Below are 20,581 nucleotides of genomic sequence, written 5' to 3' on the forward strand. Positions count from 1 at the left end.
CAAATCAATCGGTGTATCCGGCCTATAGGGCGGACGCCCATTCTATGAGATTCACGTGCCAGAAAATCCAGGCCAGATTCTTGACGATCACATTTAAGATCAAAAGCACTACTGCTATTTTAATATAAATGTGCCGATAAGTCATCCCCCCTATTTTCCCTTTGGTGAAAATCCTGAAAGTATGGCTTACCATAAAAATACCAAAAACAGCCATCCCGTAGATCACCAGAGGATGGCAAATGATACTCGCTGTTATTTTCCCCTGAAACAAGAGGCGGAAAGCCCTCGTCCCCCCGCACCCCGGGCAGAAAAATCCAGTCAGGGAATATATGGGACAGGCCATGAGCGGACCTCCAAGAGGAATATGAAAATACCGGATGATAAAAGAGGCGGCGGCTACCACAAGGATAGCCGCCAGTCCCAATACGTACAAAGTCCGTTCTGTCTGTCCTCCGCCGCCCGCTCCGCCTTTTTTCTCAGTCATCGCCCAGATCGAACTTGTCATGGATCGCTCTCATGGCGCGCGCGACATCGTTCTCGTCGATCAGCACAGTGATACGGATCTCGGAAGTGGAGATCATCTGGATGTTGATATCCGCGTTGTAAAGCGCTTCAAACATTTTGGCCGCCACTCCGGGGTTGGAGGTCATACCCGCTCCGATGATGGATACCTTCGCCACATTTTCATCGTACTGGAAAGAACGGGCAGTAAACGTATCCTTATGCTCATCGATAATGGCCAGCGCCTCATGAAGCTCTGTCTTCGGGACCGTAAACGCAATATCCCTTCTTCCGTCCCTCGCCACGGACTGGAGGATGATATCAATGTTGATATTCTTCGCCGCCAGGTAGTTAAACAGCTTAAAAGCGATACCAGGCTCATCATTTACACCGATTACTGAAATTCTTGCCGTATTCAAATCCGAAGCGACGCCGCTTACGATCATTTTCTCCATTTTTGTCTCCTCCTTAACAACAGTTCCTTCCGCATAGCTCAAACTGGAACGCACCACCAGCTGAACACCGTACCGTTTTGCCATCTCCACCGAACGGTTATGAAGCACCTTGGCGCCCAGAGATGCGAATTCCAGCATCTCATCATAGGTCACCTCGCTCATCTTCCTTGCGTTGGGCACGATCCTCGGGTCCGCGGTATAAACGCCCTCCACGTCCGTATAGATTTCACAGGCGTCTGCGTGAAGCGCGGCGGCCAGCGCAACCGCTGTCGTGTCGGAACCGCCCCTTCCCAGAGTCGTGAAATCGTCGTGCCGGTTGACCCCCTGGAATCCCGTCACGATCACGATCTTCCTGGCATCCAGTTCATTGCGGATGCGCTCTGTGTCGATCCGTTTCAGCCTGGCATTCATATAAGCAGAGCTGGTATGCATCGCCACCTGGAACGCGTTAAGAGAAACCGCGGGAATATCCATAGACGAAAGCGCCATGGCCATATATGCCACCGACATCTGTTCGCCGGTCGCTAGGAGCATGTCCATTTCTCTTTTGGGCGGGTTGGGATTGATGTCGTGGGCCTGAGCAATCAGACCGTCTGTCGTCTTGCCCATGGCGGACAAAACCACGACCACATCGTCCCCTTTCTTGTAATCCTCGGCGCAGCGCTTCGCCACATTGAAGATTCTTTCCTTGTCGGCCACCGAGCTGCCGCCGAATTTCTTAACAATTAACATATTATCCTCCTGCTATCCATGCTATAGAACTGCTGCCTTCCGGATTCCGTTTCCTACATATCCATACGGATCATCTGCAGCACGCCGCAAAGCTTCGCCGCCTTCTCCATATAGTCAGATTCCTTCATCTCCGGAGTCACAAACGCGAATTCATCCAGTCCCTCTAATTCAATATATGTCACCTTGCCGAAGGCTGCTTCCGCCTGGGCGGCCTTTTCCGACCGTTTTCCGGCCATCCGGACAAAAAACTTCCTGGAATAGGTTCCCATATCAGCCAGCGCAAGCTTCTTCGTGCTCCAGCTGGTCAGCAGCGTCGTATGAAGATTTTTCGCTTCCTCGATCACATCTGCCACCACCGCGCTGGCAGTGGGAAGGCTCCCTGCGCCGCGTCCGTAGAACATCAGCTTATCCACCATATTGCCCTCGACCATGATACCGTTGAACACATCGTTCACTGCGTACAGAGGATGGCTGGAGTCGATCATCACGGGAGCCACCATCGCGTAGAACTGTTCTCCCACCCGGCGGCTGGTGCCGAATAATTTGATCGAGGTCCCCATTTTATTGGCGTATTTAAAATCCGTATCGGTAATCTTTGTGATCCCCTCCGTATAGATATCCTCATAGTCTACCTGGCTCCCGTATGCGAGAGAAGACAGGATCGCAATTTTCCTGCACGCGTCAAAGCCGTCGATATCGGCAGAGGGATTTTTCTCCGCATATCCTTTTTCCTGAGCTTCCTTGAGGACCGCGTCAAAGGTCATCCCTTCTTTGTCCATCTTCGTCAGCATATAATTGGTCGTTCCGTTTAAAATCCCCGTGATCTCCATGATCTCGTCCGCCGTCAGGCACTGGTTCAGCGGCCGGATGATCGGAATTCCTCCGCCTACGCTTGCTTCAAACAGGAAGCTGACCTGGTTCTCCTTTGCCAGATCCAGAAGCTCCGTCCCGCACTTGGCTACCAGCTCTTTATTGGAAGTCGCCACGGATTTTCCAGCGGACAGCGCTTTTTTTACAAAGGTCCTGGCAGGTTCCACACCGCCCATGGTCTCGACCACTATGGCCACCTCGGGGTCATTCATGATGACATCCACATCATGCACGATTTTTTCCTGTATGGGATCCCCCGGAAATTCTCTCAGATCCAGAACGTATTTTACTTCTAAAGGCTCTCCGACCTTCCTGGAAATGCTCTCTCTGTTTTCTTCCACGACTGCCGCCACTCCGGAGCCTATGGTACCGTATCCCATAATTGCAATCTTCATTGGTTTTCCTCTCACTCTCTGCCTAATATTTTCAAATAATGTATCCCGTCCAGCTTCTCGATCTCGGCCAGCATGGCTGAAGTGTCGCCGGTAGTGGGCAATACGTCCACGCTAAGTGTCAGGGAAGCCACACTGTTGATGGGAATCGTCTGATGAATGGTCAGAATGTTCCCATTGTAGTCCGCTATGGTCTTTAATACCGTAGACAGAAGCCCTGGCACATCATCCATCTGGAGCACGAAGGTAATGGTCTTTCCCCTGGAATTATCATGGAACGGAAAGATATCATCTTTATATTTATAAAAGGAGCTTCTGCTGATGCCGACCCGCTCGGTGGCTTCCTGCACCGTGATCACTTTTTCCGAGTCTAAAAGCCGTTTTGCTTCCACCACTTTAAGAAGCACCTCCGGTACCGCTTTGTTCCTCACCACATAATATTGATTATCTTCTGCCATACATCCTCCGTTTCCTCTAGGCGTCCGCCCATCAGATACAAGTGTTTTCACCACGAAGAATCTTAGCACATTTGTACCAAAGATGCAACTACTTTTTTTACAAAAGACAATTTCCCGCAATTTTAAGGGATATCCGCGCAGAGCAGATACCCCTTATTATCTCTTTTATTCCTTGCCCAGCTGAATATACTTCAAATACGCGCTGATGAAGTTGTCCAGGTTCCCGTCCAGGACGCTGGCCACATTTCCGCTCTCCTCATTGGTCCTGTGGTCCTTCACCATGGTGTAGGGCTGCATGACATAAGAGCGGATCTGGTTCCCCCAGCCGATCTCCTTCACATCCCCGCGGATATCAGAAATCTTTTCCGCATTTTCCTGCTGCTTCAAAAGCAGCAGCTTCGCTTTCAGCATCTGCATGGCTTTGTCCTTATTCATATGCTGAGAACGCTCATTCTGGCACTGTACGACAATCCCAGTGGGTATATGGGTAATCCGGATGGCCGAGGATGTCTTATTGATATGCTGCCCGCCGGCCCCGCTGGAACGGTACGTATCCACTCGCAGATCGTCGGGATTGATATCGATATCGATATCCTCTTCTATATCCGGCATCACGTCGCAGGACACAAAGGAGGTCTGCCTTTTTCCCGCCGCATTGAAGGGCGAGATGCGGACCAGGCGGTGGACTCCCCGCTCCGATTTCAGATATCCAAAGGCGTTCAGCCCGTTTATCTGCACAGTAACGGATTTAATGCCCGCTTCTTCACCGTCCAGATAGTCAAGGACTTCAATGGAAAATCCCTTCCGTTCCGCCCAGCGGGTATACATCCGGTACAGCATGCCGGCCCAGTCGCAGGATTCGGTGCCGCCGGCTCCCGCGTGGAGCGTCAGGATGGCGCCGTCGCGGTCGTATTCCCCGGACAAAAGCGTGGACAGACGGAGCTCCTCCAATTTATCCCTGAGCGCAGTCAGACTCTCCTCGATCTCCGGGATAACGGAAGCGTCATTTTCTTCGTATCCCATATCGATGAGGATCTGTATTTCTTCTTTCTTTTCTTCCAGCTCGTGGAATTCTTCCACGGTATCCTTCAGATTTTTAAGCTCTTGCATGATCTTCGTAGAGCGCGCCGTATCATTCCAGAAATCCGGCTCCTCCAGATACTTCTCCAGCTCCGCGATCCGTTCACTTTTCCCAGCCAGGTTAAAGTGAATCCCTCACTTCCACTAAAGGTTTTGCCAGAGCTGCGAGATCGACTTTAAACTGATCAAGTTCTACCAATAGCTTCACCTTCTTTCATTTTTATTTCTCCAGCCTTCCGCAGCACTGCTTATATTTCTTTCCAGAACCGCAGGGGCATGGATCGTTGGGATAGATTTTCTTATTTTCTCTCTTCTTGGGTGTATTGACAGCCGAATCATCCTTGTTGGTCCCGGTCACCTTGGCGACCTGTTCACGCTCTACCTTCTGCTCCACACGTACATGGAACAGGAGCTTGACCGTATCCTCCTGGATATTGGCCGTCATGGCGTCAAACATCTCGTAACCGGCCATTTTGTATTCCACCAGAGGATCTCTCTGGCCGTAGGCCTGCAAACCGATACCCTGGCGAAGCTGGTCCATATCGTCGATGTGGTCCATCCACTTCCGGTCGATCACTTTCAAGAGTATCACCCGCTCCAGCTCACGGACCTGCTCCGCTTCAGGGAACTGGGCTTCCTTCTCCTCATAAAGCTTCACGGCCTCTTCCTTCAGCATGTGCTTCAGCTGGCTCTTATTATAATTCTTGTATTCCTCTTCCGGTATCACGATGGGCTTGATCGGGATAATGGGGGAGATCAGGTCATTAAGCCCTACGATATCCCAGTCCTCCGGCGCCTGATCGTCGGAGATGGTGCCGTCCACCGCGTTCTCCACCGTATCGGTGATCATCTTGTAAATGACATCCCGCATGCTTTCCCCGTCCAGCACACGCCGGCGCTCCTTATAGATCACCTCGCGCTGTTCGTTCATGACCTCGTCGTAATCCAGCAGCCTCTTACGGATGCCAAAGTTATTTCCCTCTATCTTTTTCTGGGCTTTTTCAATGGCGCTGGAGAGCATCTTATGCTCAATCTCCTCTCCGTCCTCCACTCCCAGTGTATTGAACACGGACATCAGGCGCTCTGAGCCGAAGAGACGCATCAAATCGTCCTCCAGGCTGATATAGAACCTGGACTCGCCGGGGTCCCCCTGACGGCCGGAACGCCCGCGCAGCTGATTGTCAATACGCCTGGACTCATGCCGCTCCGTACCGATGATCTTCAGCCCGCCTGCGGCGCGCGCTTCATCATCCAGCTTGATGTCGGTACCTCTGCCGGCCATGTTGGTAGCGATGGTCACCGCTCCGTGCACACCGGCTTCCGCGACAATCTCCGCTTCCATCTCATGGAACTTGGCGTTCAGCACCTTATGGGGAATCCCCTTTTTCCGAAGCAGGTTGCTGATTTCCTCCGAGGAATCGATATTAATGGTGCCGACCAGCACAGGCTGTCCCTTCCGGTGCGCTTCCATGACCGCTTCCACAACGGCGGCCAGCTTTTCTCTCTTCGTCTTATATACGCCGTCCTGCCTGTCGTCACGGATGACCGGCTTATTGGTCGGGATCTCGATGACATCCATCCCATAGATATCACGGAATTCCTTTTCCTCCGTAAGAGCCGTTCCGGTCATGCCGGCTTTCTTGTCAAATTTATTGAAAAAGTTCTGGAATGTGATCGTGGCGAGGGTCTTGCTCTCCCGTTTTACCTTCACATGCTCTTTTGCCTCGATCGCCTGATGCAGGCCGTCGGAATAGCGCCGGCCCGGCATGATACGCCCTGTGAACTCATCTACAATGAGCACCTGGTCGTCCTTGACCACATAGTCCTGGTCCCGAAACATCAGATAGTTAGCGCGGAGAGCCAGGATAATATTATGCTGGATCTCGAGATTCTCCGGATCGGCCAGGTTTTCAATATGAAAGAACTGCTCCACCTTCTCCACGCCCTGAGCCGTCAGGTTCACGACCTTTTCCTTTTCATTGACAATGAAATCTCCGGTCTCAGTGATCTCCTCCTTCATGATGGCCGCCATCTTGGTCATCTCTCCGCTTTCTTCTCCCCGCTGAAGCCTCTTCGCAAGGCTGTCACAGATTTCATAAAGCTTCGTGGACTTCCCGCTCTGCCCGGAAATGATAAGAGGGGTCCTGGCCTCGTCGATGAGCACCGAGTCCACCTCGTCGACAATGGCGTAATGGAGCTCCCGGAGCACCAGCTGTTCCTTATAAATGACCATATTGTCCCTGAGGTAGTCAAATCCCAGTTCGTTGTTGGTCACGTAAGTGATATCACAATTATAAGCGGCGCGCCGCTCATCACTGTTCATGCTGTTTAACACGACTCCGACGGTCAGCCCGAGAAACTCATGGACCTGCCCCATCCATTCCGCATCACGGTGGGCCAGATAATCATTGACCGTCACGATATGGACGCCCTTTCCCTCCAGAGCATTCAAATAAGCCGGAAGAGTAGCCACCAGGGTCTTTCCTTCACCGGTCTTCATCTCAGCGATACGTCCCTGATGTAGGATAATGCCGCCCAGGATCTGCACCGGATAGTGCTCCATGTTAAGGACTCTCCTGGCCGCCTCACGGACCACTGCGTAAGCCTCCGGCATGATATCGTCCAGGGTCTCCCCCTTTTCCAGCCTTCCTTTGAATTCCTTGGTCTTTCCGCGGAGCTCCTCGTCGGAAAGCTTCATCATCTCCGGGCGGAGGGCCACCACCTTGTCCGCGGTCGGCTTAATGAGCTTTATCTCGCGCTCACTGTGTGTTCCAAATAATTTTTGTACTAAACCCATATCTGTACGCTCCTGCTTCTTTACTAATCTGGGACCCGGTCCCGTCAAAAGTACACAGCTATCCAATGATAATCTACGATAAATCTTTCTTATTGTATCACCAACCTCATCTCAGTTCAACTGTTTTTCCGGAACTCTTCCCCCCCTCCTCTCTTCTTTTACCCTCAAGGAGCGTTTTTGACACAAATTTTGCTTTTTATACATGTTGCACAATTCGACAAATCGATTTGCGGCTTTCGACATGTGATGTAAAAAGTTATCCACATTATCCACAAAAGTTATACACAATCTTATTCGTTGATTTTACAAGGTTTTATAGTTGTCCACGGACTTATCCACACTATCCACAATTTTACCCTTGTTTTGTGTGGACTACCCCCTTCGTCGAAAAAAAACACTTGTTTTGTGAACTTAACCAATTTTTCATTTTTTCGACCTTTTCTTTCCTTTTTCCCTTGACTTTTTCCGTCACCACGTTCCTACATTTTTTCACATTTTGTTGTCAAACAATTCGCCTTCTTTTCATCTTTTGCCTTGTATATATTTTGCTTTATGATATAATTTCTATATAATCCATCTGAGGTTTTCCGTGGATTTAGGAAGTCTTTTTACAGGACCTCCAAGAATACGCAGAAAAGGAGTTGATGTTATGCAGTACATCATTACAGGAAGAAATATCGACATTACAGAGGGTCTTAAATCGGCCGTCCATGAAAAGATCGGTAAGCTGGAGCGGTATTTCAGTCCCGCCACCGAAGTCCATGTTACACTCAGCGTTGAAAAGGACCGTCAGAAAATCGAAGTCACCATTCCCGTAAAAGGCTCTATTATCCGTTCCGAACAGGTCAGCAGCGACATGTATGTGTCCATCGATCTTGTGGAGGAAATTATTGAGCGGCAGTTAAAACGCTATAAAACGAAATTGATCGACCAGAAGCAGAATGCTGCGTCTTTCTCAGAAGCGTATATGGAAGAAGAGGCCGAAGAAGCCGAAACCATAAAAATCGAACGTACCAAGCGGTTCGCGGTAAAACCCATGGACCCGGAGGAGGCCTGCGTACAGATGGAGCTTCTGGGACACAGCTTTTTTGTTTTCCGGAACGCAGATACGGATGAAGTCAATGTGGTATATAAAAGGAAGGGCAACACCTACGGTCTCATAGAACCGGATTTCTGATGCCTGTCTGAAAAATAGGAATCTGCAAACAGGAAGGAGGATTTCCAATGGCCAAACGCGTAGTTACCATCAACCGTACCTATGGAAGCAACGGAAGAGTCGTCGGTATCCGGCTGGCGGAAGCATTGGGTATCCATTTCTATGACAAGGAGCTTCTCAAGCTGGCTCAGGAGCAGAAAAACATCCCATATGAAGAACTGGTTAAAGTAGATGAACAAAGGCCCAATCCGTGGCGTTATCCTGTGGATGATCCCACGTTAATGGAAGGGCAGTACCGGTTTTATCCGATGAATGACGTGCTGTTCCACACCCAGGAGGATATCATCCGGGCGCTTTCTGAAAAGGAAGACTGCCTGATCGTCGGACGCTGTGCCAACCACATCCTTTCCGATGTGCCTCATGTACTCCGTGTCTGCATCAGCGCTCCGTACGCGTACCGTGTGGACGCCATCATGGAACGGGCCGATATTGACAGATCCAAGGCCGCGTCCCTGGTGAAAAAAACGGACAAGCAACGAAGAGATTACTACGAACATTACACCGGACAGAATTGGCTGGATTTAAGCCAGTATGACATCTGCCTGGACAGCAGCCGCTTAAGCGAGAAACAAATTATCACCACACTGGCGGCGCTGTACGAAACCTTATAAAACGGCAAAGAAGGGGCGTTCCGCGCATGGAACCGCCCCTTCTTTTTATTTATTCCAACATAATACCTTTCACAGAAATCCGTCTTATCTTCAAGGCATAGAAGCCCATGACTGCTTCATATACCAGGATAAAAGAAACGAGTACCGCCGCAAAGCCCGTAAAATTGAAACTGGTTTCCGGCACAGCTTTTTCAGTTGAAGCAAAAAATCCGACCATGATCTTGATCAGCATATACTGGTAAGCGGTCCCAACCGCAAAGCCAAGATATGCCGCAGGCCTATATCCATTCAGTACCGCCCCCCTGCATTCCTGATAGGAATAACCGAACACCTTCATAAGGGAAATACTTTTGGCGTTGGCATTCACGACCGTCGTGACAGCCAGGAGCAGGGTGACCAAGGATAGGAGAATACCGATGCCGAAAACGATCGCTGTAAACATGGGCCCGGCCAGCTCATCCTTTGTGATACTTACGGACATCTGCATCATCGACGCATAGCAAAAAGAGGAAAACGCAATAAAGAAAACGAGGGCGGGCCGGCTCCTCACGGTGCTCCTCCTGAGCTCCCGCAGGAAATGGCTCTCCTCCGGCGCCCGACTCCTTTTTCTTCTCCGCCTTTTGGATGCCTCCGGCCTTTCCCGTATCAGATCCAGCGGAGGACATTTCATCTTATAACAGCCATATAAGACGGCCAGTGCTCCAAAAAACACCGCGGGCAAAATGGCCAGGCACACTGCCAGAATAATATGAAAGTGAGGCGTGACATCCGGCAGGATTCCGCCTCCGTTCATCGCGTCGTAAAAAATCGGCATCAGTAAATGAGAACCGGCAAAACCTGAAACTGTACCGATGAGGATACTCAGTCCGAAGATCCAGAAGCCTTTCGCGGTTTTCCAGTTGGAATATCCCAGCGCCTTTAAGATTCCCAATTCTTTTTTATGGGCGTCTATGTAGTGCTTGATATAAAAGAACAGCATGACGACGGAAGTCAGCAAAAGACATCCTCCGCTGACGGAACTGATCACATTCCCCATCAGCACCTGGGCATCATAAAATGCCATCGCTTCACCGGAAGGAACGAGAGACTCTACCCCCGCCATGTCAAGATTGAAGTTCAAAAACAGAGTACATACAAATACTGCACAAAAGGCGATGACGGAGATACCGGCAAGCCTCAGCGCATCCTTGGTCCTGACGATCATATGGTCACCATCCTATCTCGTAGGCGGTCCTGCGCGCCTGGCCTGTGTAGCTTTCCACGATCTTTCCGCTGTTCATCCGGATGACCGTATCCGCCATCTCCGCTATATTGACGTTATGCGTGACCATGACAACCGTAAATCGAAGCCGCCGCTGAAGCCGGTCAATATAATCCAGAACAAGCCTTCCTGTTTCTTCATCCAGCGCTCCTGTCGGTTCATCCAGATACAGCACTTTCGGATTCTTTGCCAGAGCTCTGGCTATAGACACCCGCTGCTGTTCTCCTCCGCTCAGCTCATCCGGATATTTTTTTTCCTTCCCTCCCAATCCAACGGCTTCAATGATATGACTGTATTCTTTATTTCCGGCCAGATTGGCGCCCATCTTCACATTCCGGTCCACATCCAGATTCGGCAGCAGATAATACTGCTGAAAAATAAAACCTACGTTTTCTTTCCGGAACTTTGTAAGCTGCTTATCTCCCAAAGCGCTGATATCCGTCTCGCCATAACGGACGCTCCCGCTGTCAGGGCGTTCCAGGCCGGAGGCCACGTTCAGAAGCGTAGATTTTCCAGAACCGGAAGGGCCCAAAATGACTGTAAACGTCCCATTCTCAATCTTCAGGGATATGCCGCGAAGCGCCATAAAAGAGCTTTTACCGTTTCCATAGGACTTTCTGACTTCGCTGATCTCAATCATCTTTTCTCCTCCTGACGCCTCCCAGCTTTATCAACATTCCTTCGCATATATCCGTCAGCATTCCCCCTATCTCGGGTTCTGTAAAACGGCATACTCCATTCGCACACAAGGTGGCGATCCCATGGGTGAAAATCCACAGGCACTGATAGAGTCTCCGAGAATTCTCCTCGTCCATGCCGTATTCTTCCTTTACAGCTTCCAAGATTCGGCCGCTGTTTTCATCGATGGCGGACAGGACATCCGGCAATCGCGGAGAGACTTCTCTCCCTGTCATGAACAGTAGTTTAAACAGATTCGGTTCCTCCCTGGCAAAGCGTATGTACTGTATCCCCACTCCTTCAAAAGCGGCTTCTTTCGATAATCCTTCCTGAATGTATCTGTTATAGATACCCTTTACCGCATCCACTGTCTCCTGATATACTTCTTCCATATTCTGGAATATAGTAAAGACCGGCCTGGAAGAGCTGCCCAGTTCCTCTCCCAGGCCTCTGGCTGTCAGACCGTCTCTGCCGTTTCTCCTGATGATCTCCACTGCGGCCGCGATCATCTCTTCTTTCGTATACTTCTGTTTCGGCGGCATAACGTCACTTCCCCCCTCTCAATATAAAACGTTTGTTTTGCAACATATGTTTTACATTATACCGGTTCTGTGCTTTTCTGTCAACCGTATGATCTAATTACGCATAATCCCGCGGCTTCGGTCACGCCAGCCGGCGTCCCAAAAGGATTCCCATGGCGGAGGCCATCATAAGCCCTCTGGTCCATCCGCTGGAGTCTCCCAGGCAGAACAGGTTCTGTACGCTGGTAGTGAGCTCTTTATCCATCTTTACCCGGTTGCTGTAGAATTTAATCTCCGGAGAATAGAGCAGAGTCTCGGTACTGGCGAAGCCCGGCACTACCATGTCCACGGCCTGAATAAAGTTTATGATATTCGTCATAGCCCGGTACGGCATAGCGGACGTAATATCTCCCGCCACCGCGTCGGGAAGTGTGGGCTTTACGTTGGAGCGAGACAATTCCTTCTGCCAGGTCCGCTTTCCATCCAGGATATCCCCATAACGCTGTACCAGGATATGGCCGTCTCCCAGCATATTGGTGAGCTCTCCCATTTTTCTGGCATAGGCGATGGGCTGGCTGAACGGTTCCGCAAAATTATGGGAACACAGAATGGCCAGATTCGTGTTGCCTGATTTGAGTTCCTTGAAGGAGTGTCCATTCACCACCGCTAAATTGCCTTCATAGTTTTCCTGGCTGACAAAGCCGCCGGGATTCTGGCAGAAGGTACGGACCTTATTCTTAAAAGGCTTCGGATAACCGATCAGCTTGGATTCATACAGCACATTGTTGACATCCTCCATGATTTCATTCCGCACCTCTACCCGAACTCCGATATCCACGGTGCCCGGCTTATGGGCAATTCCATATTTGAAGCAGATTCCCTCCAGCCAGTCGGCTCCCCGCCGGCCGGTTGCGAGAACGATGCTGTCCGCATCCACATATTCTCCCTCATCCTGCGCTCCATTCTTTTTAAGCAGGACGCTGCGGCAGACATTGTCTTCTATCCGGATGTCCTCGCACCGGTGACCAAACCATATTTCCACGCCGTGCTCCAGCAGATATTCTTCTATGGACCGATAAAGGGCCTGAGCTTTTTCCGTGCCCAAATGACGGATTGGACAGTCGACCAGTTTTAGCCCTGCCTGTATTGCCCTCTTCCGGATTCCTTTAATCTTTTCTCCCTGGCCGACCCCCTCGACCTTTTTGTCCGCTCCGAACTCCAGATAAATGCTGTCTGCATAATCTATGGTTTCCTGGGCGAATTCTTCTCCGATGAGCTCCGGCAGATCTCCGCCTACCTCACAGCTCAAAGAAAGCTTTCCGTCGGAAAAAGCTCCGGCTCCGGAAAACCCCGTCGTAATGCTGCAGGGCTCGCAGCCGATACACCGGCCGGCCTCTCCCTTAGGACATTTCCGCTTTTCCACCGGCCGACCCTGCTCCACCATCAAAATCTTCTTACTGCTGCCCTTTCTGAGCATCTCCAAGGCCGTAAAAATTCCGGCCGGCCCCGCGCCGATAATCACTACATCATACTTCATCATTAAAACCCCTTTCTTAAAAACTCTTGGGTATACTATAAAATACTTTTTGGAATCATTTTAGTAAATTCCGATTACGCTCCAGTTAGGCACCGGCAGAAGTTCCGGACCGTCACGATTTCGGTTCACTGACGATGCAGGGGCCGCTTTAACCCCGCTCCGGCAGTACCGCTCACATGTCGACGGAAAATCCGGATAATTTTTCGTCTCCGGTTCGCTCAGAAACGAAATCGGTATTTTTCGTTTCTGCCTCCCTCCGCCTGGGGAACACCGGCCGTTGCCCTGCGGCGCTCACCTTTAGGCCGGCCCGGAATCTTTCTGCCGGTGCCCTGCCTGCCGCACCACGTTGGACGAATTTCATTTCTTAGATTCCAGAAAAAGATTGAACATCCATACGCCCGCGCGCCTAATGGCAGCTGGCTGCGGCGGACCGCCCCAATGACTTTCAAAACAAATGAGCGCTTATTTCAGTGCAGGAGGAAGAGCAAGAGGAAGGATTCGATTCCATCGTAAGGCGAGCGCCGCAAAGCCGTTAGCAGGCTCTTCCCGGCCGCAGGGAGGTAAAAACCGAATTTCATGCAGGTTTTTATTGGAATCTGACATGGAAAAATTAAGGTTTATCCATGTCAGTTGGAAAGGACCGACTGGAGGCCGTAAAGATGCTGGTTATGACTGCCAGCGAGCCGCCTGGATGGAAGTGGGTTTCCTCTTGCCTTGTAAACTAGATTAAGAAAGCTAGTTTGAAAGATCTTTAAAGGTATACCCAAGGGCATCATACAAAATACTTTTTGGAATCATTCATAATAAGCTCCGATCAAGCTTCAGTTAGTCACCGGCAGAAGTTCCGGACCGTCACGATTTTGGTTCACTGGCGATGTAGGGCCTTTGAAATCCCATCCTGCCCCATTACTAGTCAAAGAAAATTTGTTTGTAAGGTATTGAAAGATAAAAATCAAAAACTGCCGTCCTGCGGCTACAGCTTCTCCTTAGTGAGAACCTATAGTCAACTGAAACGGCAGTTGGTAGAAACATTCATCCATGCTATGAATATATATACGCTCAACGACATCATTTTATAATAAAACAGCGGACTCGTCAAGCAGAACCTATTCTTAAATGGCAGTAACTGCTTACTTGCAGACGGTATCGAATGACGGTATAATATCCTTACCAATTTGAATTTGCCTACAATGTTAAAATGCGTTGCTTGCAGCAACGGGGCTGATTTCTTATAGTATTATTAGAAAACAAGAAAGGAGCCTGGAAATGTTAAGCGAAAATATTAAGGCAATCAGAAAATCAAAGGGGCTTTCACAAGAAGAGTTTGCAGTCAAATTAAATGTTGTCCGACAAACTATATCAAAGTGGGAAAATGGATTATCTGTTCCTGATTCAGATATGCTCATCTCCATTTCGGAAGTCCTTGAAACCTCGGTTAGTGTATTACTTGGCGAACCGGTTATTGAGCAAGAATCAGATGATTTAAAAGCGATTTCAGAAAAGCTTGAAGTTATCAATTTGCAGCTTACACAAAGGAAGGAAACTAGACGAAAGGTCTTGCATTGGTCCTTTATGGCATTGAGTACATTATTGGCAGTGACTTTTGTGCTTTTATTTTTCTCAAATAGTGTTTATCTAAATTGGGATTACGGCAATTCAGAAACCGCGGTTATGGGAGTTGGAATTCATATCTTTGAGTGGCTGTTTATTAGAATCGCACCAGCCGCGCTTTTAGCTGGAATCATCGGAGCTCTTTTGACTCGAAGCAGAAGATAGCAATCATATTTGTGCGAATGATAAATTTCAGTTTGAAAATATCAATTTTATATGAGGTTATCGCCTGGCTGGTAAAACAAATCACCAAAAGAGAAAGTGCAGCAGAGACAGGCACTCAAGTTTGATATTCGCATAATACAGACGGGAGGCGGTGTGTTACATACCGCCTCCCGTTTTATAATCCCCAAAATACACTAAAGCTCCTGTGCCTTAAACAGTTCGGCAATTTCATCAGCAGTTTCCAGCATCCCCCTTTGAAACCATACGTCAATCCAGCCATACAGAGAATAAGCAACAAATGCCGTAGCATAGGCTTGGGTCTTTTCATACTCTGGTTTGGGTCCGCAAATACCAATAATAGCATCTTTCAACATATAGATAAGACCTCTTTCATTCAAAAGCTGGTAAAAGGAACGGTGCTTTTCAAAATGAGCAATCATTGTACACACTTGTTCACTTAAGGGCGCACCGTCTTTTTCTTCCCATTCATCCGTCCACTCACGGAATAGAGTGTCTAAATGTGATCTCAGAATATCTTCTTTACGTTCGTAATTGCGGTAGAAAGAGGCTCTTCCAACCCCTGCTGTATCAACCAATTCGCTGATAGAAATATCTTCCAGTGGCTTCTCGGCAAGCAGTGAAAGAAAGGCGTCCGTCAAATGTTTTATAACATACGCATTTCGTCCCTCGTTGCTCATCGGTGATACTTTTTTACTGTTTCGTCTCATTTTCAATACACCTCTTGATTTTCCAAACACATGATGATACGATAATCTCGTCGAAACAAATGTATTATCATTTTAATATAAAAGAGAGCAGCTGTCAATAACAAAGCTAATAATATCAGGAGGAAAGGGAATGTCACTTACAATGAAACGGACTATTATCATATGGGCTATCATAGTAATTGCTTTTATACTCGGAAGGCTTGCCGTGCGTGCAGTTATGAACTTACTGCTCGGTGGGACGATGTTCGGAGGTAATTTTCTATGAGAGAGGGTGTAAAAAAAGATATGAAATCAGGAGCGTTTGTTTTTCTGTGTATCGTGATTTTTATCGTTACATTTGTAGCATCCATAGTAATTAAAATAAGCTATAAATCTCCCGAGATAAAGAAATATTCAGTACAATGGAGCGATGAGATTGGAACAGTCCAAACAGACCTTATATACGGAGAGAAACCGGCAAATAAATTCGACTTATATCTCCCGGCGGACAACAGCAAGGAAAGCTACGGTTTAGTTGTGTATCTGCACGCAGGCGGATTTACAAGCGGTGATAAAACAGACGATAGAGAAATATTACAATGGCTCTGTTCCAAAGGTTATGTCGCAGCGGGAATTAACTATACCTTGCGTGACGACGCTCATCCCGAAGCGAATGTTCTTTCTCAGTCGAACGAAATAAAAGCAAGTATTCCAATTGTGGCAGAGGAAGCAAATAAGTACGGATACAATATTGACCGTATGGCTGCGGCAGGCGGTTCGGCAGGCGGATGTCTTGCGCTGATCTACGCTTACCGTGATGCCTCCTCTTCTCCCATACCTGTAAAGATGGCATTTGAGGGAGTAGGACCAACCTCTTTCTATCCGGAAGATTGGAAATGCTATGGTTTCGACCAGAACAAGAATGCTGCGGCAGCAATGTTCAGCGTAATGACAGGCAAAGATATCAACCCCGAAATGTTCGGTACAGCAGAATATGACGCACTCGTCAAAGATACTTCAGCCCTTTTATGGGTGGATGAGAATACTGTTCCCACCGTAATGGCATACGGTCTGCACGACAAATTCCAGCCTTATGAAGCCTCTGTTCGTCTTGATAAAGCCTTAAAAGAAAATGGTGTGCCGCATGAATATATCGTCCTTCCCCATTCGGGTCACGGTCTGCAAAATGACAATAAGTTGTATGCCGAATATATGGCGAAGGTCGAAGAATATTTGCACAAGTATATGGGTAAATAAAAGAAAGAAGCGAGGTATGCAAAAATTACTTAAGGCTTTATACCCTTGGATACCTCTAAAACTAACTTATCTCCATAACCAGATGAGACAAGAGGAAATAAGCTTTCATTTGCCTCCAAAGTCATTGGGACAGACAAAATACCGTCGGTATTCAAGGGCATGTATTAAGGGGTGCGGCAAGGTATCACACCGAGAACTGGCTGTTATACAGCTTCGCATAGAACCCATCTTTCTCCAGCAGGCCGGCGTGGTTTCCCTGCTCTACTATATTCCCGTCCTTCATCACCAGTATGATATCCGCCTCCCGGATCGTAGAGAGCCTGTGGGCCACGATGAAGCTGGTCCTTCCCTCCATCATCTTGGCAAAGGCCTTCTGTATCCGGATCTCTGTCCGGGTATCTATGGAAGAGGTGGCCTCATCCAGAATCAGCATCGGAGGCAGGCAGAGCATGACTCTCGTAATGCAGAGGAGCTGTTTCTGTCCCTGGGACAGGTTATCGCCGTCCTCAGCGATCACAGTATCATAGCCCTGAGGCAAACGCTTTATGAAACTGTGGGCATGAGACGCCCTGGCTGCTTCTATGATCTCCTCCTCTGCAGCGTCCGGCCGGCCCATTGCGATATTCTCCCGTATGGTGCCGTTTCTCAGCCAGGTATCCTGAAGTACCATGCCATAACTGCTCCGAAGGCTCTTTCTGGTCATGTCCCGGATCTCCGTCCCGTCCACCCGGATCTCTCCGCTGTCCACGTCGTAAAAACGCATCAGAAGATTGATCACTGTGGTCTTTCCGCATCCGGTCGGTCCCACGATGGCCACTCTCTGTCCGGGCTTCACATTCAGGTTGAAATCCTCGATCAGCTTCTGCTCTGGGCTATAGGAAAAACGCACATGATCCAATGAGACATTTCCGTCTGCGTGCTTCAGCTCTATGGCGTCTGCTCTATCGGGAACCTGGGGCTCCTCCTCTATAAGCTCAAAAATCCTCGCCGCGCAGGCAACGGCATTTTGAAGCTCCGTCACCACCCCTGATATCTCATTGAAAGGCTTCGTATATTGATTGGCATAGGTCAGAAAACAGGCCAGCTGTCCGACACTGATTCCGCCGGCTATGGCAGACAGCGCCCCTGTTATGCCGACTCCGGTGTACACGAGACTATTCACAAATCGAGTACATGGGTTCACCAGAGAAGAAAAGAAAGTTGCCCGAAGGGAGCATTTTTCCAGGCGGCCGTTGATCTCGTCAAACTGCTTCTGGCTCTCTTCCTCATGTCCAAAGGCCTGCACAACCTTCTGATTTCCAATCGCCTCTTCAATGAGCGCGGTCTGCTCTCCTCTCGTCTCTGACTGGAGTTTAAACATAGAATAGGTTCTTTTGGCGATAAAGCTGGCCGCAAACAGAGAGACCGGCGTAATCAGCACCACGACCAGCGTGATCTTCACATTCACCAGCAACATAAAGCCGAGTGTACCGAATATTGTCATGACTCCTGTGAACAGCTGGGTAAACCCCATGAGAAGTCCGTCGGCAAACTGGTCCACATCGGCGATCACGCGGCTCACGATTTCTCCGTAGGAATGGCTGTCAATATACTTTAACGGAAGAATCTCTATTTTGGCAAAGGCATCCCTTCGGATATCCCGGATCACATGATAAGTGATCCTGTTGTTGCATACATTCATCACCCACTGGGCCAACGAGGTCAAAATGATCACAACAACGATCGTCTGCAGTACATTCCGCACTCCGTTAAAGTCCACCGCTCCAGGGCCCAGGATACCGTCAATGGCCCGGCCGGTCAAAATCGGAATATATAAAGTCAAAGCCACCGTCACCGCCGCGAAGATCAGAGACAGCCCGACAAAAAACCAGTGTTTCCGAATATATTTCAGTATCTTTCGATAGGTATCCTTTTTGACGGTTTTCTTTTTCCATTTGTCATCCATTCTGTCTGTCCTCCTTCGGAAACTGAGAATAATAAATTTCCTGATATACCGGGCAGCTTTCCAAAAGGCTTTTGTGGGTGCCGATGCCGGCCACTTCCCCATCGTCCAATACCACAATCTGATCCGCATACTGGATGGAAGAAGCTCTCTGAGAAACGATAAACACGGTAAGCCTTTCCTTCATAGCCCGAATGGCTCCCCGCAGCTTTGCGTCTGTGGCAAAATCCAGAGCGGAAGCGCTGTCGTCAAGGATCAAGATCTCCGGCTTTTTCACCAGCGCCCTGGCGATCGTCAGGCGCTGCCGTTGACCGCCTGAAAGATTTTTTCCTCCCTGGGCTATGTGAACATCCAGTCCATCCTCTTTCTTTTCCACAAATTCCTTCGCCTGGGAGAGCTCCAGCGCTTCCCACATCTCGCTGTCCGTCGCGTCCTTTTTGCCCCACCGCAGATTGTCCCGTATGCTTCCGCGAAATAATACTGCTTTCTGAGGCACTACTCCTATCTTACTCCTCAGCACTTCGATTGGATATTCCCTCACATCCACGCCGTCCACCAGCACTTCGCCGCCGCTTACATCGTAGAATCGCGGGATCAAGTTTACCAGGGAAGACTTCCCGGAACCGGTCCCCCCGATGATTCCGATGGTCTGCCCCCGTTCCGCGCGGAAATGGATATTAGTGAGCGACTCTGCACCGGCATTTTTATAAATAAGAGAGGCATGATCGAATTCCACTGTACCCCGCTCAAAACCGGCTTTTTCCTCTTTACCGGTACGAAGCCATTCCTCCAGCCTGGGGCTCTCCATGCTGGATCCCGTATCCAGAACGGCGGAGATCCGGTTGGCGCAGGCCAGAGCTTTCGTGATAGTGATGATCAGGTTTGCAAGCTTGATGAGCTCCACCAGTATCTGAGACATATAATTCACAAGCGCCACGACTTCGCCCTGCGTGATGATCCCGTTGTCCACCTGTATGGCTCCCGTCCAGATGAGTACCACCACCGCGCCGTTGATGATCACATATGTGACAGGATTCATGAGAGCAGATATCCTCCCAGCAAAAATCTGCATCTTGGTCAGAGATTCGTTCCGCTCAGAAAAACGCGCCCGTTCTTCCTCTTCCTTATTAAACGCCCGCAGCACACGCACACCGGTCAAGTTCTCCCTGGTAGTTCCCAGCACCTTATCAAGTCCCGCTTGTACCTTGCGGTACAGTGGGATTGTGGCCAGCATAATGCCGAACACTACCACCGACAGAAGAGGAATCGTGACCACGAAGACCATGGCCGCTTTCGCATTGATGGTAAATGCCATGAACATGGCTCCAAATACGATGAACGGAGAGCGAAGGAACAGGCGCAGCGTCATATTGACACCCGACTGGGCCTGATTGACGTCACTCGTCATCCTGGTGATCATCGTCGATGTACCAAGCGTATCCATTTCCGTATATGACAGCCCCTGAATATGGGAAAACAGCGCGCGGCGCACCCCTGTGGCAAATCCCACCGCCGCCTTTGCCGCGAAGTACTGGGCTGTGACCGAGCTGGCAAGCCCGACGATTCCCAGTCCAACCATAATGAGGCACATACGGATCACATATCCGGAATCCCGGTTGGCAATGCCGGTGTCAATCACAGCCGCCATTACAAGCGGAACCAGCAGCTCAAAGGATGCTTCCAGGAGTTTAAAAAACGGACCCAGGATGCTCTCCTTTTTATAATCCTTCAGATAAACGAGAAGCTTTTTCATAAGTTCACCTCAGTATTCTTGCATTTTTCTGTTCCCT

Annotated in this window: 18 protein-coding genes and 1 riboswitch; of the genes, 4 read left to right on the plus strand and 14 right to left on the minus strand. The window is 49.3% G+C overall.

Going from position 1 to position 20,581, the window contains the following annotated elements; all coding sequences use genetic code 11:
* Positions 1–22 precede the first annotated feature (22 nt).
* The 6 genes from H9Q78_RS05900 to secA all read right to left on the minus strand — a co-directional run bounded on the left by H9Q78_RS05900 (position 23) and on the right by secA (position 7,285).
* Positions 23–505, minus strand: coding sequence for a DUF2752 domain-containing protein (locus tag H9Q78_RS05900; protein WP_249304231.1), 483 nt, complete (start codon positions 503–505; stop codon positions 23–25).
* The gene (locus tag H9Q78_RS05905; protein ID WP_249304233.1) at positions 477–1,688 is read right to left on the minus strand and encodes an aspartate kinase; all 1,212 of its coding nucleotides are present in this window, start codon (positions 1,686–1,688) and stop codon (positions 477–479) included. The genes H9Q78_RS05900 and H9Q78_RS05905 overlap by 29 nt, the downstream gene beginning before the upstream one ends.
* A gap of 53 nt (positions 1,689–1,741) precedes the next feature.
* On the minus strand, positions 1,742–2,953 hold the full coding sequence (locus tag H9Q78_RS05910) for a homoserine dehydrogenase (RefSeq protein WP_249304234.1): 1,212 nt from the start codon (positions 2,951–2,953) through the stop codon (positions 1,742–1,744).
* An 11-nt stretch (positions 2,954–2,964) separates the two neighbouring features.
* Entirely contained in the window at positions 2,965–3,408 is a 444-nt protein-coding gene (locus H9Q78_RS05915) for an ACT domain-containing protein (RefSeq protein ID WP_249304235.1), read from the minus strand.
* A gap of 165 nt (positions 3,409–3,573) precedes the next feature.
* Positions 3,574–4,687, minus strand: a protein-coding gene (gene prfB / locus H9Q78_RS05920; protein ID WP_249304237.1) for a peptide chain release factor 2 whose coding sequence is annotated in 2 segments (ribosomal slippage) — positions 3,574–4,611 and positions 4,613–4,687 — 1,113 coding nt in all. Because the reading frame shifts where the segments join, the coding sequence is not laid out codon by codon here.
* A 21-nt stretch (positions 4,688–4,708) separates the two neighbouring features.
* Positions 4,709–7,285 (minus strand): preprotein translocase subunit SecA, encoded by a 2,577-nt coding sequence (gene secA / locus H9Q78_RS05925; protein WP_249304240.1) that lies wholly within the window; start codon positions 7,283–7,285, stop codon positions 4,709–4,711.
* A gap of 649 nt (positions 7,286–7,934) precedes the next feature.
* Between secA and hpf the strand changes: the two genes are divergently transcribed.
* Both hpf and H9Q78_RS05935 read left to right on the plus strand, forming a co-directional pair.
* The gene (hpf, locus tag H9Q78_RS05930; protein WP_249304242.1) at positions 7,935–8,462 is read left to right on the plus strand and encodes a ribosome hibernation-promoting factor, HPF/YfiA family; all 528 of its coding nucleotides are present in this window, start codon (positions 7,935–7,937) and stop codon (positions 8,460–8,462) included.
* Between the two features lie 47 nt (positions 8,463–8,509).
* Positions 8,510–9,112, plus strand: a complete 603-nt coding sequence (locus H9Q78_RS05935) for a cytidylate kinase-like family protein (RefSeq protein WP_249304244.1) — start codon at positions 8,510–8,512, stop codon at positions 9,110–9,112.
* A gap of 49 nt (positions 9,113–9,161) precedes the next feature.
* Here the strand turns inward: H9Q78_RS05935 and H9Q78_RS05940 are convergent, their stop codons facing one another.
* The 5 genes from H9Q78_RS05940 to H9Q78_RS05960 all read right to left on the minus strand — a co-directional run bounded on the left by H9Q78_RS05940 (position 9,162) and on the right by H9Q78_RS05960 (position 13,470).
* Entirely contained in the window at positions 9,162–10,316 is a 1,155-nt protein-coding gene (locus tag H9Q78_RS05940) for an FtsX-like permease family protein (RefSeq protein ID WP_249304245.1), read from the minus strand.
* A gap of 4 nt (positions 10,317–10,320) precedes the next feature.
* On the minus strand, positions 10,321–11,013 hold the full coding sequence (locus tag H9Q78_RS05945; protein ID WP_249304247.1) for an ABC transporter ATP-binding protein: 693 nt from the start codon (positions 11,011–11,013) through the stop codon (positions 10,321–10,323).
* A complete protein-coding gene (locus tag H9Q78_RS05950; RefSeq protein ID WP_249304249.1) occupies positions 11,006–11,593 on the minus strand; it encodes a TetR-like C-terminal domain-containing protein in 588 nt (195 codons plus the stop codon). The genes H9Q78_RS05945 and H9Q78_RS05950 overlap by 8 nt, the downstream gene beginning before the upstream one ends.
* Before the next feature lie 121 nt (positions 11,594–11,714).
* Complete coding sequence (locus H9Q78_RS05955; protein ID WP_249304251.1) at positions 11,715–13,112, minus strand: NAD(P)/FAD-dependent oxidoreductase; 1,398 nt, start codon at positions 13,110–13,112, stop codon at positions 11,715–11,717.
* A 169-nt stretch (positions 13,113–13,281) separates the two neighbouring features.
* Positions 13,282–13,470, minus strand: coding sequence for a hypothetical protein (locus H9Q78_RS05960; RefSeq protein ID WP_249304252.1), 189 nt, complete (start codon positions 13,468–13,470; stop codon positions 13,282–13,284).
* A 619-nt stretch (positions 13,471–14,089) separates the two neighbouring features.
* A riboswitch (purine riboswitch) is annotated at positions 14,090–14,186 on the minus strand.
* Positions 14,187–14,375: 189 nt separating this feature from the next.
* Between H9Q78_RS05960 and H9Q78_RS05965 the strand changes: the two genes are divergently transcribed.
* On the plus strand, positions 14,376–14,885 hold the full coding sequence (locus H9Q78_RS05965) for a helix-turn-helix domain-containing protein (RefSeq protein WP_249304253.1): 510 nt from the start codon (positions 14,376–14,378) through the stop codon (positions 14,883–14,885).
* Positions 14,886–15,079: 194 nt separating this feature from the next.
* On the opposite strand, the gene H9Q78_RS05970 is transcribed toward H9Q78_RS05965, so the two are convergent.
* Entirely contained in the window at positions 15,080–15,613 is a 534-nt protein-coding gene (locus tag H9Q78_RS05970; protein WP_249304255.1) for a TetR/AcrR family transcriptional regulator, read from the minus strand.
* Positions 15,614–15,874: 261 nt separating this feature from the next.
* Between H9Q78_RS05970 and H9Q78_RS05975 the strand changes: the two genes are divergently transcribed.
* Entirely contained in the window at positions 15,875–16,849 is a 975-nt protein-coding gene (locus tag H9Q78_RS05975) for an alpha/beta hydrolase (RefSeq protein WP_249304256.1), read from the plus strand.
* A 184-nt stretch (positions 16,850–17,033) separates the two neighbouring features.
* Here the strand turns inward: H9Q78_RS05975 and H9Q78_RS05980 are convergent, their stop codons facing one another.
* Both H9Q78_RS05980 and H9Q78_RS05985 read right to left on the minus strand, forming a co-directional pair.
* Entirely contained in the window at positions 17,034–18,794 is a 1,761-nt protein-coding gene (locus tag H9Q78_RS05980) for an ABC transporter ATP-binding protein (RefSeq protein WP_249304258.1), read from the minus strand.
* On the minus strand, positions 18,787–20,544 hold the full coding sequence (locus H9Q78_RS05985) for an ABC transporter ATP-binding protein (protein ID WP_249304259.1): 1,758 nt from the start codon (positions 20,542–20,544) through the stop codon (positions 18,787–18,789). The genes H9Q78_RS05980 and H9Q78_RS05985 overlap by 8 nt, the downstream gene beginning before the upstream one ends.
* Positions 20,545–20,581 lie beyond the last annotated feature (37 nt).

It is taken from the genome of Qiania dongpingensis, from assembly GCF_014337195.1.
GTDB classification, from domain to species: domain Bacteria; phylum Bacillota; class Clostridia; order Lachnospirales; family Lachnospiraceae; genus Lientehia; species Lientehia dongpingensis.

Excerpts from the sequence above, each read along its gene's own strand:
- H9Q78_RS05980 (WP_249304258.1), bottom strand. The coding sequence starts at position 18,794 with ATGGATGACAAATGGAAAAAGAAAACCGTCAAAAAGGATACCTATCGA.
- H9Q78_RS05935 (WP_249304244.1), top strand. The coding sequence starts at position 8,510 with ATGGCCAAACGCGTAGTTACCATCAACCGTACCTATGGAAGCAACGGA.
- H9Q78_RS05960 (WP_249304252.1), bottom strand. The coding sequence starts at position 13,470 with ATGAAATTCGTCCAACGTGGTGCGGCAGGCAGGGCACCGGCAGAAAGA.
- H9Q78_RS05950 (WP_249304249.1), bottom strand. The coding sequence starts at position 11,593 with ATGCCGCCGAAACAGAAGTATACGAAAGAAGAGATGATCGCGGCCGCA.
- H9Q78_RS05945 (WP_249304247.1), bottom strand. The coding sequence starts at position 11,013 with ATGATTGAGATCAGCGAAGTCAGAAAGTCCTATGGAAACGGTAAAAGC.
- H9Q78_RS05955 (WP_249304251.1), bottom strand. The coding sequence starts at position 13,112 with ATGATGAAGTATGATGTAGTGATTATCGGCGCGGGGCCGGCCGGAATT.
- secA (WP_249304240.1), bottom strand. The coding sequence starts at position 7,285 with ATGGGTTTAGTACAAAAATTATTTGGAACACACAGTGAGCGCGAGATA.
- H9Q78_RS05970 (WP_249304255.1), bottom strand. The coding sequence starts at position 15,613 with ATGAGACGAAACAGTAAAAAAGTATCACCGATGAGCAACGAGGGACGA.
- H9Q78_RS05965 (WP_249304253.1), top strand. The coding sequence starts at position 14,376 with ATGTTAAGCGAAAATATTAAGGCAATCAGAAAATCAAAGGGGCTTTCA.
- H9Q78_RS05915 (WP_249304235.1), bottom strand. The coding sequence starts at position 3,408 with ATGGCAGAAGATAATCAATATTATGTGGTGAGGAACAAAGCGGTACCG.
- H9Q78_RS05900 (WP_249304231.1), bottom strand. The coding sequence starts at position 505 with ATGACAAGTTCGATCTGGGCGATGACTGAGAAAAAAGGCGGAGCGGGC.
- H9Q78_RS05985 (WP_249304259.1), bottom strand. The coding sequence starts at position 20,544 with ATGAAAAAGCTTCTCGTTTATCTGAAGGATTATAAAAAGGAGAGCATC.
- H9Q78_RS05910 (WP_249304234.1), bottom strand. The coding sequence starts at position 2,953 with ATGAAGATTGCAATTATGGGATACGGTACCATAGGCTCCGGAGTGGCG.
- H9Q78_RS05905 (WP_249304233.1), bottom strand. The coding sequence starts at position 1,688 with ATGTTAATTGTTAAGAAATTCGGCGGCAGCTCGGTGGCCGACAAGGAA.
- H9Q78_RS05940 (WP_249304245.1), bottom strand. The coding sequence starts at position 10,316 with ATGATCGTCAGGACCAAGGATGCGCTGAGGCTTGCCGGTATCTCCGTC.
- H9Q78_RS05975 (WP_249304256.1), top strand. The coding sequence starts at position 15,875 with ATGAGAGAGGGTGTAAAAAAAGATATGAAATCAGGAGCGTTTGTTTTT.
- hpf (WP_249304242.1), top strand. The coding sequence starts at position 7,935 with ATGCAGTACATCATTACAGGAAGAAATATCGACATTACAGAGGGTCTT.